Source organism: Paenibacillus sp. FSL K6-2524 (assembly GCF_038005525.1).
GTDB lineage: Bacteria > Bacillota > Bacilli > Paenibacillales > Paenibacillaceae > Fontibacillus > Fontibacillus anaericanus.
The window spans coordinates 3,929,801-3,946,043 of record NZ_JBBOSP010000001.1; the positions used below are offsets into that span (position 1 = coordinate 3,929,801).

A 16,243-nucleotide genomic window follows, 5' to 3' on the forward strand; every position below is an offset into this window, starting at 1 on the left:
ACAACCCGGATAAATCATGTTAAATTAGCAATATTATATTTTTGGACCGGAGTGTTGCAGGATGAATTCAAGATCACCACAACCATTTGGCGGAAACTCTTCGTTTCCAATTGAACCCGCCGAAATCATGAAGAGATTGCCAAAACAATTTTTCGCTTCATTAGTTGAGCGAGTTAACCATGAAATAGCGAGTGGACATGATGTCATTAATCTTGGTCAGGGTAATCCAGACCGCCCAACACCAGATCATATTGTTGCAGCTGCACAAACTGCGGCCTCGAACCCGCTCTATCATAAATATTCCCCCTTTCAGGGATATCACTTTCTAAAGGAAGCCGTAGCGAAACGCTATCAGGAGGATTACGGTGTCACTCTGGACCCAGAAAAAGAGATTGCTATCCTATTTGGTGGAAAGACAGGACTGGTCCAGATCAGCCAAATTTTGTTAAACCCAGGTGACCTCTGCCTGGTTCCGGATCCCGGTTATCCGGACTATTGGTCGGGTGCCGCATTGGCTGGAGCGGAGATGTCGTTTATGCCACTGCGTGCAGAGAATCATTACCTTCCGGACTATGATGACATCTCCCCACGAGATCGTGAACGAGCAAAGTTAATGTTTCTGAATTATCCCAACAATCCGACCGCAGCCACGGCACCTCTTTCTTTTTACGAAGATACAGTTAAATTTGCGGCTAAGCACGGGATTGTCGTTGCCAGCGATTTCGCCTATGGGGCTATTGGATTTGACGGCAAGCGCCCTGTAAGCTTTCTACAAGCAGAAGGTGCTAAGGAAGTCGGAGTAGAATATTATACGCTCTCCAAGACATATAACATGGCAGGTTGGCGCGTTGCTTTTGCTCTTGGTAATGAAAAAATCGTCTCCCTCATCAATTTACTGCAAGACCACATCTACGTCAGTCTATTCGGAGCCATTCAAGAAGCAGCTAAAGTCGCATTAACTTCTTCACAACAAAATGTGCGTGATCTGGTTGCTACCTATGAGTCCAGACGAAACTTATTATTTACGGCCCTAGATGAGATCGGCTGGGAAGCAGAAAAATCCAAAGGCTCCTTCTTCGCCTGGCTTCCTGTACCCAAAGGCCATGATTCCGACTCATTCGCAAAGCTCTTGCTTGAAAAAGCCAAAGTGGCTGTTGCACCAGGTATTGGATTCGGCCGGCATGGGGAAGGTTTTATACGCGTCGGCTTGCTAAGTGAGGAGGAGCGCATGCGGGAAGCGGTACTACGTATTGGGAAACTCGGATTGTTCTAATTGCCCCCGGTGAAATGGATACATCACTATAGTAAAGCATTTTGTTTTGCATTGCCCTGAAACGCATGTTATTCTATCAGTAATTAATATCGTTCGTCGTTCGTGACACATCAGTAAACGTGTAGACGGGACCAGTAGGAGAGATCAACGGAACCTCAGAGAGTAAATTCCTTAGGCTGTGAGAATTTACGGTTCGTCCCCTTCGAAACCTATCCCCGAGCGGCCGGTACATGATACCGGACAGCGCCCCTGTTACCGGGCTTAAGTTGGATGAGATTCATCATCAATAAAGGTGGTACCGCGGAAGTTAAACTTTCGTCCTTTGCGCTGCAAAGGCGAAAGTTTTTTTATTTTCTACTAAATTAAGGAGTGATCTCCATGCTACCTCGCATTGTCGTCAAAATTGGAAGCAGCTCACTGACCTCGCTAGAAGGGGGATTAAACCGAGAAGCGATATCATACTTTGCTGCCGAACTATCTGCACTTTATCGTGCGGGATATCAACCCTTACTTGTTACCTCTGGAGCGGTTGCTGCAGGATTCCGTGAAATCGGATACCCTGAACGACCCAAGTTGCTCCATGAGAAGCAAGCTGCCGCAGCCGTCGGTCAGGCTTTGCTCATGCAGACCTATCGCGAGGCACTCGCCGTACATGGTATTCTCTCGGCTCAGGTGCTATTAACTCGTTCCGACTTCCATAATGTGAAAAGAACAGGCAACGCCAGTATGGCGGTGGAAGAGTTGCTCAAACATAATGTGCTACCTATCATCAATGAAAATGATACCGTGTCTATTGATGAATTAAAGTTTGGTGACAACGATACCCTATCGGCGCTCGTAGCGAACCTGCTCAAAGCGAGTCACTTGATCATCCTGACGGACATGGATGGACTCTATACCGAGGATCCAAGGATTAATCCCGCTGCAACCCGGATAAATCAAGTCGATGAGATTACAGATGAGATTTATAGCATTGCTGGCGGCGCAGGCTCCTCTGTTGGAACCGGTGGTATGCGCTCCAAATTAGATGCAGCAAAAATCGGTGCCTTTGGTGGCGTACCCGTGTTTATCGGCAAAATGAATCAACCGGGTGAAATTTTATCCATACTTCAGGGAACAGGTAAAGGAACTTATTTTTCGACCCAATCCGCTTCCCTACCGAGAAAGAAACAGTGGCTTGGTTTCCTCTCCACCCCTATAGGTTCCCTTGTAGTGGATGCAGGAGCTGAAGAGGCTCTTATCCGTGGCGGACGTAGTCTTCTACCTGTAGGTGTGCGTAAGGCCAAGGGTCATTTCCATGCTGGAGATGTGGTAGAGGTGTTTAACGGAGATGGTGAAATTTTGGGTCGCGGAATTGTGAATTACGATGCGGAACAGTTACAAGATATCCTAGGTTTGTCTAGCGTGGATGTAGTTAAGAAGATTAATAGTGTCCATCGCTTAGAAGTCATCCATCGTGATGAATGGATTTCTTTAAAATCATAAATAAATTTGAGGAGGTTACACAATGAGTGAAGTAAGACAAAAAGCCGAGCTTGCTAAACAAACAACTTCTATACTGAATCGTCTGACGACCGAACAAAAAAATGAGGCTCTGCAGATTACAGCTACAGCACTTATTGCAGGGAGTGATGCCATCATCGCTGCGAATGAAGAAGACTTGATTCGCGGACGGGAGAATGGGACATCTACCTCATTGCTAGACCGACTGGCACTTAATCATGAGCGAATCAAAGACATCGCTGAGGGACTTAGACAAATTGTCGATCTACCTGATCCAGTTGGCGATATCCTTGAAACGATAGATCGCCCTAATGGGTTGCATATTGTTAAGAAACGTGTACCACTCGGTGTGATAGGCATCATTTATGAAGCTCGTCCAAATGTGACCGTCGATGCCGTGGGTCTATGCTTGAAAACGGGGAACGCCGTTGTCCTTCGTGGTGGTTCATCAGCACTTTCGTCAAATCGCAAAATTGTGGAAATTATCCACAGTGCCTTGGCCACAAGCGCCATCCCAAGCCATGCTGTTCAATTGATTGAAGATCCAAACCGCTCATCCGTGGATGAAATGCTGAAGCTCAACGGTCTGCTCGACGTTGTAATCCCTCGTGGAGGCAGTGCGCTTATCCAGAATGTCGTTCAGAACGCCACAGTTCCAGTCATTGAGACTGGTGCAGGGATTTGTCATACTTACATTGATGGTTCTGCTGATTTGGAAATGAGTGCGGCAATTGCGATTAACGCGAAGGTACAGCGTCCATCCGTATGTAATTCTATCGAAACTCTGCTCGTTCATGAGACCTTCGCTAGAGCACATCTAAATGATCTAGCCCTACGTTTCCGTGAAGCTGGGGTAGAGCTCAGAGGCTGCGATCAAACAAGAAAATTTGTAGATTGGGCAATACCCGCTTCAGATGAGGATTTTGCTACTGAATATAACGATTATATTCTAAATATTAAAGTCGTTCATGATCTAGATGAAGCTCTGGCTCATATCCAACGTTTCGGAACCAAACATTCCGAATGTATTGTTACAAATGACAGACTTCATGCCGAACGATTCCAACAAGAAGTTGATGCTGCCGCTGTATATCATAATGCCTCTACCCGCTTCACTGACGGCTATGAATTCGGCTATGGAGCAGAGATCGGTATTAGCACCCAGAAGTTGCATGCTAGAGGTCCAATGGGTCTTCCTGCTCTGACTTCGAGTAAATATATCATTGATGGTAACGGCCAAATCCGGCAATAAACGTAGCAGTAACAGTTGATATGCATCCCTACACAACGACAGGAGGTCCATTATATGAACTCAATTACATCCGTATCCAATTCCCCGCTGTCCATTTGCTTCAATGGTGCTGGTTCAATGGCAGAAGCTATTGTACGTGGACTTATTGCGCGCGACGTAGCGAAACCTGAACATATTTCAATGCTAAATCGCAGTAATCAAGAACGTCTAAAAGAGTTGTCCGAGAAATACGGCGTTGTTACTGGTAACACGGAGGAAACTAAACATGAATTATTAGCCCAAGCCTCTGTCATTGTGCTGGCTATGAAGCCCAAGGACGCTGGAGCCGCCCTCGAAGCACTTGGTCCACTACTGAAGGAGGGGCAATTGATCGTCTCCGTCATTGCAGGGCTCTCAATTGATACAATGCAAGCTTTGCTCGGTGTCAAAGCTCCGATAGCTCGTACGATGCCCAATACTTCTAGCTCAATTGGACTTGGCGCAACTGGGATATCTTTCTCGGCGGAAGCATCCCAAGAACATATCAACCAAGTGCTATCCATGTTCCAAGCAGTAGGTACAGTAAGTGTCATTCCCGAATCCAAAATGGAAATACTGACCGGGATATCCGGCAGTGGACCCGCCTATATTTACTATATGATGGAAGCTATGATTGCTGCAGGAATCGAAGGTGGACTGACACCGGAGCAAGCGCGTGAGTTGACAGTACAGACTGTACAGGGCGCAGCTTCCATGATGACTGAGACAGGTGAAGATCCAGCCAAACTTCGTGCGGACATTACCTCACCGAATGGCTCCACGCAAGCGGCACTTGAAGTTTTGGAAGCAGGTGATTTCACGGCAACGGTTAAAGCTGCTGTTCACCGTTGTGCTGAGCGTTCACGAGAAATGGGTGAGGCTGTAAAAGAGGCTCTACTATGAGTAGTTATTGCACTGCAACCTACAGGATTTATGATGAAAAAGGTGACTTTCAACGTAAAGCCCAGTCTATTGCAGTTGGTATGACTGTGGGTACATGGACGGAACTCCCTGGGACCAAGCAGGATGAAATGCGCAAACACTTAGGTCATGTTGAACGTGTTGAGGTACATGAGCCCGAAAGTGGAAATCAGGTTGAACGGTATGCTGACGTTTCTATTTCTTACCCGGATATCAATTTTAGTCGAGATATTCCTGCCTTACTGATTACCACCTTTGGCAAAATCTCAATGGATGGAAAGATTAAGCTAATCGACTTAACCTTATCGAAGGATTTGCTCAGTGCATTCCCTGGACCCAAGTTTGGCATCTCCGGTATTCGTGAGTTGCTGGGTGTGAAGGAAAGACCTCTTCTTATGAGCATTTTCAAATCCGTTATTGGTTATGATCTGGATGGGCTTAGGGAGCAATTTATGGCTCAAGCACTTGGCGGAGTGGACCTCATCAAAGACGACGAGATTCTGTTTGAGAACCCTCTTACCCCCATTGAACAGCGTGTTCGAGTATGTCTAGAAGCCGCTGAAGAGGCGGAGCAAATCACAGGGAAGAAGTTACTCTATGCTGTAAATATTACAGGACGCACATCTCAACTCAGGGATCAAGCGTTAAAGGCTATCGAAGCAGGAGCGTCAGCGCTCCTATTCAATGTATTGCCCTACGGTTTTGACGTTCTGCATGAGCTTAGTAGTGACCCTGATATTACGGTCCCCATTGCTGCTCACCCTTCTCTAGCTGGTGCATTCTACCCTTCTCCTCATTATGGTATTTCTGCATCCTTGCTTCTGGGCAAGCTCATGCGGATTGCGGGTGCTGACCTTGTCCTCTTCCCATCACCATATGGATCGGTCGTTATGCCACGAGCAGAAAATTTAGCCATTCAGCGCGAACTGCTTAGTGCTGAACTTGCGCTTAGAACTAGCTTTCCGGTTCCATCAGCGGGGATCCATCCGGGACTAGTCCCACGCATTCTAGAAGATTTCGGTACCGATGTCGTCGTTAACGCTGGAGGCGGTATCCACGGCCATCCTGGCGGAGCCATCAACGGCGGCCTAGCATTTGTGCAAGCCATTGATGCCGCTCTAAACGGCGTACCATTGGAACAGGCCGCTGAACACATGCCTCAATTAAAAGCAGCACTAGACATCTGGGGAGGATCACGATGACCACAAACAAACAGCCCGTTATTTTCTGTGATTTCGATGGAACGATTACGACAAGCGACAATATCGTAGCCATCATGGAGCATTTCAAGCCAGCCGGCAGTGAAGATGTAATGAAGAGAATATTATCCCACGAGATTTCCATTCGCAAGGGTGTCCATATCTTATTCAACCTAATCCCTTCCACGGAGCGGGAAGAAGTAACTCAATTCGTCCTTCAACAGGCGCAGATTCGTGAGGGTTTTGGCGAATTTCTGAGCTATGTTCGCGAGCGTAACATTCCGTTTTACATCACAAGTGGAGGCATTGATTTCTTTCTTGAGCCGATAGTCGACCCGTATAACATTCCTAAAGAACATATTTATTGTAACGGTGCTGAATTCGACGGTGACCATATTACCATCACTTGGCCACATCCGTGCGACGAGGAGTGCAATAACGACTGTGGCATGTGTAAAGCAACGGTTATGCGACGTTTTCCCCAAGATCTTTACGAGCGAATCCTCATTGGCGACAGCCTAACCGATTTCGAAGGAGCCAAGTTAGCCGACCAGGTATACTCCCGTGCTTCTCTGACTAAGAAATGTGTAGAATTGGGCGTACCACACACACCATTTGAGACTTTCTTCGATATAAGGGATGATCTGATAAAGCGGGAAGGAGAACGATAGAAGATGAATTTTACTGATATAACGTTAGAGGAGAAACAAGCCGCGCTTGCTGATCTGCGAAACATCAAAGAGCAGTTCGCTTCCCGGGGCTGGTTCCCTGGTACGAGCGGTAATCTCTCTGTTCGGGTCGGTGATTTCTCTCCTGATAACTTCCACTTTGCAGTAACCTCTAGCGGCAGGGACAAGTCAGTACATACACCTGAGGATTTCCTGTTTGTAAATGCCTCTGGCGAAGCTTGTGAATCAACCAAACTTAAACCGAGTGCTGAAACACTCATTCACGCAAAAATTTACCGCATGACGGGCTGCGGCGCTATTTTCCATGTGCATACGGTATTTAATAGTCTATTAAGTGAACGTTATGGAGATAAGGGGTTTGTTCCTGCCCAAGGCATTGAGCTCATCAAAGGGCTCGGCATTTGGGAAGAGAATGCAGCAATACAAATTCCAGTACTACCTAATTATGCAGATATTTCAGCCATTGCAAAATTAATTCCTTCCTCCTTACAATCAGACATTCCAGGTATTCTGTTACGTAATCACGGCATATATGCTTGGGGCAAAAATGTGTTTGAAGCCAAGCGGCACTTGGAGGCATTCGAGTTTATTTTCGAGGTGGAATATCGGAGATTAGCTCTGGGCTGAGGTGAAACCAGAACTTAAATATCTAATATGCAATAAGACGCTGCGGAGTCGGATGGTTCTTCGCTACGTTTGCACTTTATGCCTAACTTAATTCTAGACTTCAGCTATAAAAGGGTTCCTTTTAAGAGGTACATAACCTCAAAAGGAACCCTTTTCCCTAACAATTATCCTGACTGTTTTTCCAAGCTACGTTTACAACCATTCCTATTTAATCATTATTTAAGATCAATAATCCAAATAAAGCTATGAAGCAAACTGTACCGATTAAAGCTATGACATTTAATATTTTATTAGTCTTTATTTCAGTTTTGAATAATTTGCAGAGTACAAAGTAAACTCCAATCCCAAGAAGTCCACCTAATGTATTTCCAATAAAATCGGTTATATCGGTAGCACCAATCGCAAATATGAATTGGAATACTTCAAACACCAAACTTACACTTGCTATTGGAGCAACCCTTTTTAAAAATGTCCAATCCGGCTTCAACATACTTATATAAATTCCAAATGGAACAAAAATAAGTATATTATTCATAATTTCATTAAAATCAATTTGATTGTTAATAATAACTGACCCAACAAATGGAATTAAGTTAACTCCTCTAAAATTAGGGAGATCTTGAAACGAAAAACACATTTTAAATAATATGATCCATGTTAGTGCTAAGCAATATACAACCAATAAACTCATAGTAAATATCTTTTGACGTCTCTTTAATTTTTCTATCATAATTTACCATTCCTTATAATGGTTCTCATTTTATCCATCTCGTTTTCCATCATCTTCATCAGCAGTGTGAATCAAGTCGCCATTCTCGACATCATCTAAATTCCGCCCGTACAGCGCACATCTGCCGATAGTTAAGTGCATGTTAAAGACTATTTTTTTGGGGAATGGTATCTATCATTTATCTCAATCGGTCATCTTCATCATCCCAATATACGTCATGTTTCTTTGTCTTCGATAATAGCTTCAATCCGCCGCCGATCAGGAGCAGAGAAATCACGGCCGGACGTAAGTAGGTGTCGATCCGATGGTATAGCCGAAACTCTGGAAAGTAATTATTCAATAAAGGGACCACCACATTCATGCCAACGTAATAAATACCCAGAAGCACCAGTACTATGCCAATCCAATGCTGATGATTAGGTTTACCTTGGATCAAGAGAATGTCTGCTAACGGCTCTCTTTCATAACGGCTCGTCGACTGAAGTCCGTCAAAGAAACTGTAGAACCAGATCACGGGAAGTATGAATAGAAACACCGACATCCTTAGGACGTCAATAATATAGAAACTCCCTAGAAACAAAACCATAAGTTGTAACCCTCTCTTTTGCATACCCAGATACATTTGTCCTGCACCTGGAAAAGCCGAGAGTAAGGTAGCGAGTACTTTACTGCGTTTACCTTCGGTTCTTCCCGATTCCCACTCGTCAAATAGAGTACGATCCACTAGAAATTCCCCCGCTTGCTTACGATGAATAAGTTGAACCGCATCGAACATGCAATATAGCCATATAATTGGCAACAGACCGAGAAATAGAAGAAACACAGATTGATTTGTAACACTAGTAATGAATAACATCATGGTGATCAGTCCAAAGAAGGATATGAGAAACGACAATCCCCGCTGCATCAGGCCCAATTGGAAATGTCCTAGACCAGGGATAAATGACAACAATATGGTATAGAATCGTTCTGCTGACTCATCGCTTCGTAACATGGGATCTTCGGAATACTGGTCCGACAGCTCCCTCTCCCTGCCTTTAGGCTGTTTCAACAACAGAATTAGAAGATCAAGCATAGATATAACCCAGAGAATGAGCCCCCCTGTAGCAGCAACAGCGAAGATCCCACCCTCGTTGAATACCATAGCCAAGAATGCTCCCCCAAGCAATCCCCCAAAGAAAAAGATCGGGTAAATGATCCCCCTTCCTTTTCGACCCCAGTATAAATGGCCCAGGCCAGGAATGAAGTTCAGAATCAAGGCTAACAATCTATTACGATAATATGGCAAATTCATTCATCCTTTCTAGTAAATCACGGTTTAAGTTTATCAATCCATCCCGAAGTCTTATCAAGCAGTTGTTGACTAATCGACGGCCTATCCGTCTGGTGGATAACTTGTTCTGCACCGAAAGTCAAAAAATCGAACAAGCCACAAGACATTAGAATGACAGTTACAGATGCTGCTATAACATAATGGAATAAAGGATGCCTACTCCACTTACGTGGCCACTTTGGCAGACTAGAAACTTTAGGCCCGAGTTCATCGATAGGCAGCGACTTCATAACTTTATCAGTGAATCGCTTCTGATCTAACAAATTAGGCAGTTCATGTTCGAGTGAAGTCAGCGCCGTTATATACGCCTCCAGAGATTCATCATCTTGTAAAAGAAGACTCTCAAGCTCTTCATCACTTTGTTGAATAGCATCTCTACGAATATATTCTTTCCAGACATTTTCCTTGTTGTCGCCCGGCTTATTCATCTCCACTCCTCCTCCTTCTTCCAATGTTCGCGAATCCAAGCTCTTGCACGGTATAATCTCGATTCTACTGTTTTCACAGCGATTTGCTGATCCGCTGCAATTTCTTCATATCCTTTTTCCTCTAGATAAAATGCCGTTACAATATCACGATGTCCCGGCGGAAGTTGTGAGATTTTATCTTGAATTTGTTGGCTATGTTCATTATCTATGAGTCCTTTTAGGATATCATCATCCTGCGCAGGGATTTGAAGAGCGACATCTACGGGGTCCCACTGTTCTTCTCTGCGGCGGTCCCGCCTTCGTTTCATATCGATCGCTTTGTTTACGGTGATACGAGTTAACCAGGATTTAAACCCTTGGGAACGGTAACCGGGGAGAGACTTATAGACTTGTAGGAATGTTTCTTGGGCTGCATCTTCCGCTTCCTTCGCATCATGCAGTACAGAATAGGTTACACGATATACATAGTTCCCGTATTCTTGCACTATTTCGCGAAAAGTATCAGTATCGCCCTGTTGAAATTTCAATATAAGTGATTCTACATCAATAGTTCTCTCCTCCTTCCCCAATATAGTAAACGATACAAGTATGGCTTACCCCTGCATGAAAATAAAACTTTTTAAAAGTTTATTTGGCTCAACACTAATTCAGTGTTTGATAAAAAGCATCATGTAGATCAATACCACTACGCGGACGGATTATCCTTACGATCGCTGTTGCCTCCAAATTTGTTTGAATATATCGCTATAGCGGTAAAAATTTGGAGGCAAAGGCGACCGCTGCGCTTCTTCAGGACAATTCCGCCCTCTTCGCTCTATGATCTGCATATACTTCTTCTATTAACAAGCACTGATTACGGTTTAGAGCCGTATAGTACTGACGTCAGATGACCACCCCGCTTCTTCGGGACATTCCGTCCTCTCAGAAACAATCTATATAGTAGGTTCAACCTATAATAACACACTAAAAAGAGGCGTCTGTATACAGACACCTCTACCAATTTTTGTTGTAGTATAGTTAAAAACGATTAAGACGAACTCTCAGAAAGTTATAGATTTCCTCGGAAATGTTAACATTGCAGCATGATTCAAGTCCTTCAAATCCAGGGGAGGAATTTGCTTCACAGATTTTGTAATGGTCCCCATCGAATAGTAGATCAATCCCGGCAATGTCCAGATTCAGTAGGCGTGAAGTTTCCAATGCCAGCCATTCAATTTCGGCATTGATCTCGAAGGGCTCTACTAAACCGCCACGAGAATAGTTAGCTTTGAAACTATCACTTCCAGAAATACGTTTCATTGCGGCGACAGCTCTACCGCCAATAGTAATAACACGAAGATCTATTCCGCGACTCGACTCTACGAACTCCTGTAAAATCATAGTAGCATTCTCTTTGTAAGCACTAATCATCTCGAGCAAATCAATGAACTTAGATCTCGTCTCTGCTAAGAATACGCCGCTTCCTTGTGAACCAGAAATCGTCTTCACTACGACGGGGAATCCAAGATGCTTCTCAACTAGATCAACATCAACTTTAGAACGGATCAACATAGTCTTGGGTACGGGAAGATTATGTTCCGCCAAAATTTGTAGAGTGAACAGCTTGTCCTTTACAGTATCAATACTCTGTGATGAATTAAATGTTCGAACACCGAGCCTTTCTAGATGACGAATCAGGGCCAGTCCAAAATAATTCGTCCCCGCTCCCATTCGTGGCAACACGAAATCCGGTAATTGCTGCACTTCACCGTCTACCATTACACTTTTGCGATCATCACGTGTCACAATCAGTTCAAACTGTTCGGGTGATAAAACCCGGATATCAATATCTTGCTTCTCAGCCTCTCGAACTAGACGACCGAGTTCAAACGTCTCAGGCTTCACTTCATTTGCGCCACTCTTGTAAATGATCCAGCCTCTCAAGTTCATTGCCTCCCGCCACATAGGCCCCAAAATCTTACTACTTCAGAATAACATACAAAACAAAAAGAAACAGCCCACCTTCGTAAGGTGAACTGCTTCTTTACTTATCATCATCTTCTATTCGTTTTTATGAACGGCCACGGAACTTTTGCGTGTATGCCTTGGCATCCTCAGCGGTTTGCACGCGGTTCCGGCTCCACTCAAGAAGGATACGATCAATGTATCGAAAATGTACTTTCCCAGCAAACACAGCTTCCTTAAGCGACAATAGAATAAGTTCCTCAGGATAACCGTCTTGATCAATCCAACCTGAGATTGTTTCACACTCCATTGGCGACAATGGACGAGCAAATTCTTTCTCAAAAATAACGAATAGATTTCGAACCTGGTCCTCTTGCGGCTGTGGCGAAACCTCGCGGTCCCTCATGCTTTGCCGAGCGGTTGCCCGCTCTTCAGCAATATATTGCCCAAGCCGATCATACATTCCAGACAAATTGTATCGCTCGGAATGGATTCCCGTCGTCTCGTCTTTCTCCTCATCAATCGCAATCCATCCATCTTTCATCAGGCGCCGAATCATGGTAGCTACTGTTCCAGTGGATGTTCCCATCCGCTGTTCTAATTCGTCAATAGAAGGAAAATCATTGTGCTCCGCCTGAAGAAAAGCCAGTAATTGCATAAGAAGCATGACTTCAGCATCATTGAGATGAAGCTTACGATAATGAGAGAGAAGTGCATACGGCACATTGACCGTTCCGACTTCCATTCCGAACGATATTCCTTTAGCCCAGACTTTCCAACCTTCAGTCATAGCCATACTTTCTCACCTTTCTTCATTTCACTACAAGTCAGGTGAATAAACTTCCATAACCTAATTACGGATAAAGGCGATACAACGTACGTGGGAACGGAATTGTCTCCCGCACGTGATCTAGTCCACAAATCCAAGCCACAGTACGTTCAAGCCCTAAACCAAAGCCAGAATGCGGTACCGAACCGTATTTACGCAGATCCATGTACCATTGATATGCTTCTGGTGAAAGATCATGTTCCTTGAAACGGGCCTCCATCAGTTCCAGATCGTCAATACGCTGAGATCCTCCGATGATTTCACCATAACCTTCAGGAGCGATCATATCCGCACACAGAACTACTTCTGGGCGATTCGGGTCAGGCTTCATATAGAATGCCTTAAAGCTGGCAGGATAATGAGTAATAAATACTGGCTTATCATAATTCTCTGCAATTGCTGTTTCATGAGGTGCACCAAAATCATCACCCCAAGGAATATCAAAATCTTTGCTGTGCAGGAATTCAATAGCTTCATCGTAAGTAATCCGTGGGAAAGGAACCGTAATATTCTCCAGCTTGGAGATATCGCGACCTACCGCTTCCAATTCAGCACGGCAATTCGTCAATACGGATTGCACAACATGTGAGATGAACTGTTCTTGCACTTTCAAACTCTCTTCATGATCAACAAAAGCCATTTCCGGTTCAATCATCCAAAACTCGATTAAGTGACGACGTGTCTTAGATTTCTCGGCACGGAATGTTGGACCGAAGGAATAAACTTTACCAAGGGCCATCGCCGCAGCTTCCATATAGAGTTGGCCACTTTGTGTTAAGTATGCGTCCTCTTCAAAATACTTCGTATGGAATAGGTTAGTTGTACCTTCTGCTGATGTTGGAGTCAAGATCGGTGGATCCACCAAGGTAAATCCATTCTGATCGAAGAACTGTTGCACAGCACGGATAATTTCTGCACGAATAACCATAACAGCTCGTTGTTTCGCCGAACGAAGCCATAAATGACGGTGATCCATAAGGAAATCAACCCCATGCTCCTTCGGAGTGATCGGATAATTCTCGGTTAAATGAATTATTTCAATCTCAGTTACTGTCATCTCATAACCAGATGCACTACGTGGTTCCTCACGAATTACACCTGTCACATACATCGAAGTTTCTTGTGTCAAACTTTTGGCACGATCCCAAGTTTCTTCTGACACTTCGCTCTTCACTACTACACCTTGAATATAACCAGTTCCATCACGAAGTTGCAGGAACTGGATTTTACCACTGGAACGTTTATTGTTCAGCCAACTACCGATAATAACGGTCTGATCGACGTATTCATTAACCTGACGGATCACGGTTTTGCTCGCCATGACACAATCTCTCCTCTAACGTAACAAAATATTTATATTATTTTTCTTCCTGTACGATACGATGTGTATCACGAGCAATCACTAGTTCTTCGTTCGTTGGAATAACGAGTACTTCAACCTTCGAATTCGGAGTTGAAATACGACGTGGATCCCCAGAGCGAATTTTGTTGAGTTCTTTATCTAATTCCACACCAAGATAAGTCAGGTTCTGACATACTTTTTCCCGAACGATCGCGGAATTTTCACCAACACCTGCTGTAAATACGATCACATCAACACCATTCATTGCCGCAGCATATGAACCAATGTATTTGCGAAGACGATATTCGTACATTTCAAAAGCAAGCGTTTCATTTGGTTCGCCAGCTTCCCAACCGTCTGTAATATCACGCATATCGCTACTTGAGCCAGAGATAGCAAGCAATCCACTATGTTTGTTCAACATTGAGTTTACTTCACTTAGCGACAATTCCTCTTTGTTCATAACAAAGGTAACAATAGCTGGATCTAGATCCCCACTACGAGTTCCCATCATTAAGCCTTCAAGTGGTGTTAATCCCATAGAAGTATCTACAGATTTGCCACCCTTAACAGCTGTTAAACTTGCACCATTACCAATATGACAAGTAATGATCTTCAAGTCTTCAATTGGACGATCCAAATATTCTGCAGCAGCTTTACTTACATATTCATGAGAAGTACCGTGTGCGCCGTAACGACGAACATGATGTTTCTTATACAATACTTTCGGAATAGGGTACAAATATACTTTCTCATCCATTGTTTGATGGAAAGCCGTATCAAATGCCACAACCTGAGGAACTCCTGGCATATTTCTCTCAGCAGCTGTAATCCCCATAATTGCTGGTGGGTTGTGCAAAGGCGCCAAGTCAAACAAACGGCGAATTTCTGATTTCACTTCGCCAGTAACAAGTACGGAACCTTTAAATGCTTCCCCACCATGTACAACGCGGTGACCGACAGCTTGAATCTCTCCCACGGACTCTAACACGCCATGTTCTGGATCTGTCAGCATATCAAGCACTTTACGAATCGCTGTGTTATGTTCAAGGATTTCACTGACTTCTGTCACTTCTTCTTTACCCGTAGGTTTATGATTCAGAATGGATGAATCCATTCCGATCCGTTCTACTAGTCCTTTTGCCAGAACTGATTCATCAGTCATATCATATAGTTGGTATTTCAAAGAAGAACTTCCTGAGTTGATTACTAGTACTTTCATGTCCGGTCACCATCCTTGTCGTATTTGAAAAATCCTTCGCCGGTTTTAACACCAAGATTACCTGCACGAACCATTTTCTTCAACACAAAGGAAGGACGGTATTTCAACTCACCAAATTCACGGAACATACGCTCAAGAGCAGCCAATACAGAATCCAGACCGAAACGGTCAGCCATTTCGAGCGGGCCATACTGGAATTGATAACCGATGCGCATTGCAGCATCAATATCTTCAGCAGTTGCAACGCCTTCACCAAGCACGTGAAGTGCTTCATTGATCATCGTGCAAATAATTCGTGATGTAACAAAACCAGGGGATTCATAAACCATAACACCCCGTTTATCGACAACTTCTTCAACGAAGCGTCTTGTATCTTCAAAGGTCGACTCTGATGTCTTCAAGCCACGAATAATCTCTACCAGATTAATCCGAGATACCGGATAAATAAAGTGCATACCGATTACGCGTTCCGGATACATCGTCGAACCAGCAATTTCTGTTAAGCTAAGCGTTGATGTATTGCTCGCAAGCAGGATATTGCTTGGGCACACTTGATCAAGCTGCTTGAATATTTCCTTTTTTGCATCCAAATCTTCCGAAATGGTCTCGATCACCATATCGCAGGTGCCTAGTTCGGCAAAATGGGTTACTTTATGAATTTTAGATAAGATAAGTTTCTTCTCCGCCTTGGTAATCGCCCATTTCTCAAGCTGCTTATCCAGGCTCGTCTCTATCATGCTGTACGCATGGTTTAATTTTTCTGGAGTTTCTTCTACAAGTAATACATCTAGTCCTTTAGCCGCCAACATTTCGCTGATGCCTTGGCCCATCGTACCGCCACCAATGACACCTATTCTTTTAAAATTCATAATTCAGTCGCTCCATCCTTTCGTGGTCTCTACATATATTGTACCCTTCGTGTCGAATAATACA

At 44.1% G+C, this 16,243-nt stretch carries 16 protein-coding genes; 7 read left to right on the forward strand and 9 right to left on the reverse strand.

The genetic code is table 11. From position 1 onward, the window contains the following. Nucleotides 1-61: 61 nt before the first annotated feature. From NST85_RS17980 to mtnB, 7 genes are all read left to right on the forward strand, one after another. Complete coding sequence (locus NST85_RS17980; RefSeq protein ID WP_341190018.1) at nucleotides 62-1,273, forward strand: pyridoxal phosphate-dependent aminotransferase; 1,212 nt, start codon at nucleotides 62-64, stop codon at nucleotides 1,271-1,273. A 378-nt stretch (nucleotides 1,274-1,651) separates the two neighbouring features. Continuing rightward, nucleotides 1,652-2,758, forward strand: coding sequence for a glutamate 5-kinase (gene proB / locus NST85_RS17985; protein ID WP_307395678.1), 1,107 nt, complete (start codon nucleotides 1,652-1,654; stop codon nucleotides 2,756-2,758). 22 nt (nucleotides 2,759-2,780) lie between these two features. Then, nucleotides 2,781-4,028, forward strand: a complete 1,248-nt coding sequence (locus NST85_RS17990; protein WP_341190019.1) for a glutamate-5-semialdehyde dehydrogenase — start codon at nucleotides 2,781-2,783, stop codon at nucleotides 4,026-4,028. A gap of 54 nt (nucleotides 4,029-4,082) precedes the next feature. Then, complete coding sequence (proC, locus tag NST85_RS17995) at nucleotides 4,083-4,949, forward strand: pyrroline-5-carboxylate reductase (protein ID WP_341190020.1); 867 nt, start codon at nucleotides 4,083-4,085, stop codon at nucleotides 4,947-4,949. Beyond that, complete coding sequence (locus tag NST85_RS18000) at nucleotides 4,946-6,169, forward strand: 2,3-diketo-5-methylthiopentyl-1-phosphate enolase (protein ID WP_341190021.1); 1,224 nt, start codon at nucleotides 4,946-4,948, stop codon at nucleotides 6,167-6,169. The genes proC and NST85_RS18000 overlap by 4 nt, the downstream gene beginning before the upstream one ends. After that, nucleotides 6,166-6,837, forward strand: coding sequence for a 2-hydroxy-3-keto-5-methylthiopentenyl-1-phosphate phosphatase (locus tag NST85_RS18005; RefSeq protein ID WP_341190022.1), 672 nt, complete (start codon nucleotides 6,166-6,168; stop codon nucleotides 6,835-6,837). The genes NST85_RS18000 and NST85_RS18005 overlap by 4 nt, the downstream gene beginning before the upstream one ends. 3 nt (nucleotides 6,838-6,840) lie before the next feature. After that, nucleotides 6,841-7,482, forward strand: a complete 642-nt coding sequence (gene mtnB / locus NST85_RS18010) for a methylthioribulose 1-phosphate dehydratase (protein WP_307395689.1) — start codon at nucleotides 6,841-6,843, stop codon at nucleotides 7,480-7,482. A 208-nt stretch (nucleotides 7,483-7,690) separates the two neighbouring features. Here the strand turns inward: mtnB and NST85_RS18015 are convergent, their stop codons facing one another. From NST85_RS18015 to NST85_RS18055, 9 genes are all read right to left on the reverse strand, one after another. Beyond that, nucleotides 7,691-8,212, reverse strand: a complete 522-nt coding sequence (locus NST85_RS18015) for a VanZ family protein (RefSeq protein WP_341190023.1) — start codon at nucleotides 8,210-8,212, stop codon at nucleotides 7,691-7,693. A 178-nt stretch (nucleotides 8,213-8,390) separates the two neighbouring features. Then, nucleotides 8,391-9,500 (reverse strand): hypothetical protein, encoded by a 1,110-nt coding sequence (locus tag NST85_RS18020; protein ID WP_341190024.1) that lies wholly within the window; start codon nucleotides 9,498-9,500, stop codon nucleotides 8,391-8,393. A 23-nt stretch (nucleotides 9,501-9,523) separates the two neighbouring features. Next, nucleotides 9,524-9,973 carry a hypothetical protein gene (locus NST85_RS18025; RefSeq protein WP_127190805.1) on the reverse strand — a complete coding sequence of 150 codons (450 nt, stop codon included), beginning with the start codon at nucleotides 9,971-9,973 and terminating at the stop codon, nucleotides 9,524-9,526. Continuing rightward, a complete protein-coding gene (locus NST85_RS18030; protein ID WP_341190025.1) occupies nucleotides 9,970-10,500 on the reverse strand; it encodes an RNA polymerase sigma factor in 531 nt (176 codons plus the stop codon). The genes NST85_RS18025 and NST85_RS18030 overlap by 4 nt, the downstream gene beginning before the upstream one ends. Before the next feature lie 490 nt (nucleotides 10,501-10,990). After that, on the reverse strand, nucleotides 10,991-11,902 hold the full coding sequence (locus NST85_RS18035) for an ATP-grasp domain-containing protein (protein ID WP_246053983.1): 912 nt from the start codon (nucleotides 11,900-11,902) through the stop codon (nucleotides 10,991-10,993). Nucleotides 11,903-12,023: 121 nt separating this feature from the next. After that, complete coding sequence (locus NST85_RS18040; protein WP_341190026.1) at nucleotides 12,024-12,713, reverse strand: DnaD domain-containing protein; 690 nt, start codon at nucleotides 12,711-12,713, stop codon at nucleotides 12,024-12,026. Between the two features lie 58 nt (nucleotides 12,714-12,771). Beyond that, a complete protein-coding gene (gene asnS, locus NST85_RS18045) occupies nucleotides 12,772-14,067 on the reverse strand; it encodes an asparagine--tRNA ligase (RefSeq protein ID WP_341190027.1) in 1,296 nt (431 codons plus the stop codon). A 37-nt stretch (nucleotides 14,068-14,104) separates the two neighbouring features. Further along, nucleotides 14,105-15,310, reverse strand: a complete 1,206-nt coding sequence (locus NST85_RS18050; RefSeq protein ID WP_127190810.1) for an acetate/propionate family kinase — start codon at nucleotides 15,308-15,310, stop codon at nucleotides 14,105-14,107. Next, complete coding sequence (locus tag NST85_RS18055) at nucleotides 15,307-16,179, reverse strand: 3-hydroxyacyl-CoA dehydrogenase family protein (protein ID WP_127190811.1); 873 nt, start codon at nucleotides 16,177-16,179, stop codon at nucleotides 15,307-15,309. The genes NST85_RS18050 and NST85_RS18055 overlap by 4 nt, the downstream gene beginning before the upstream one ends. Nucleotides 16,180-16,243 lie beyond the last annotated feature (64 nt).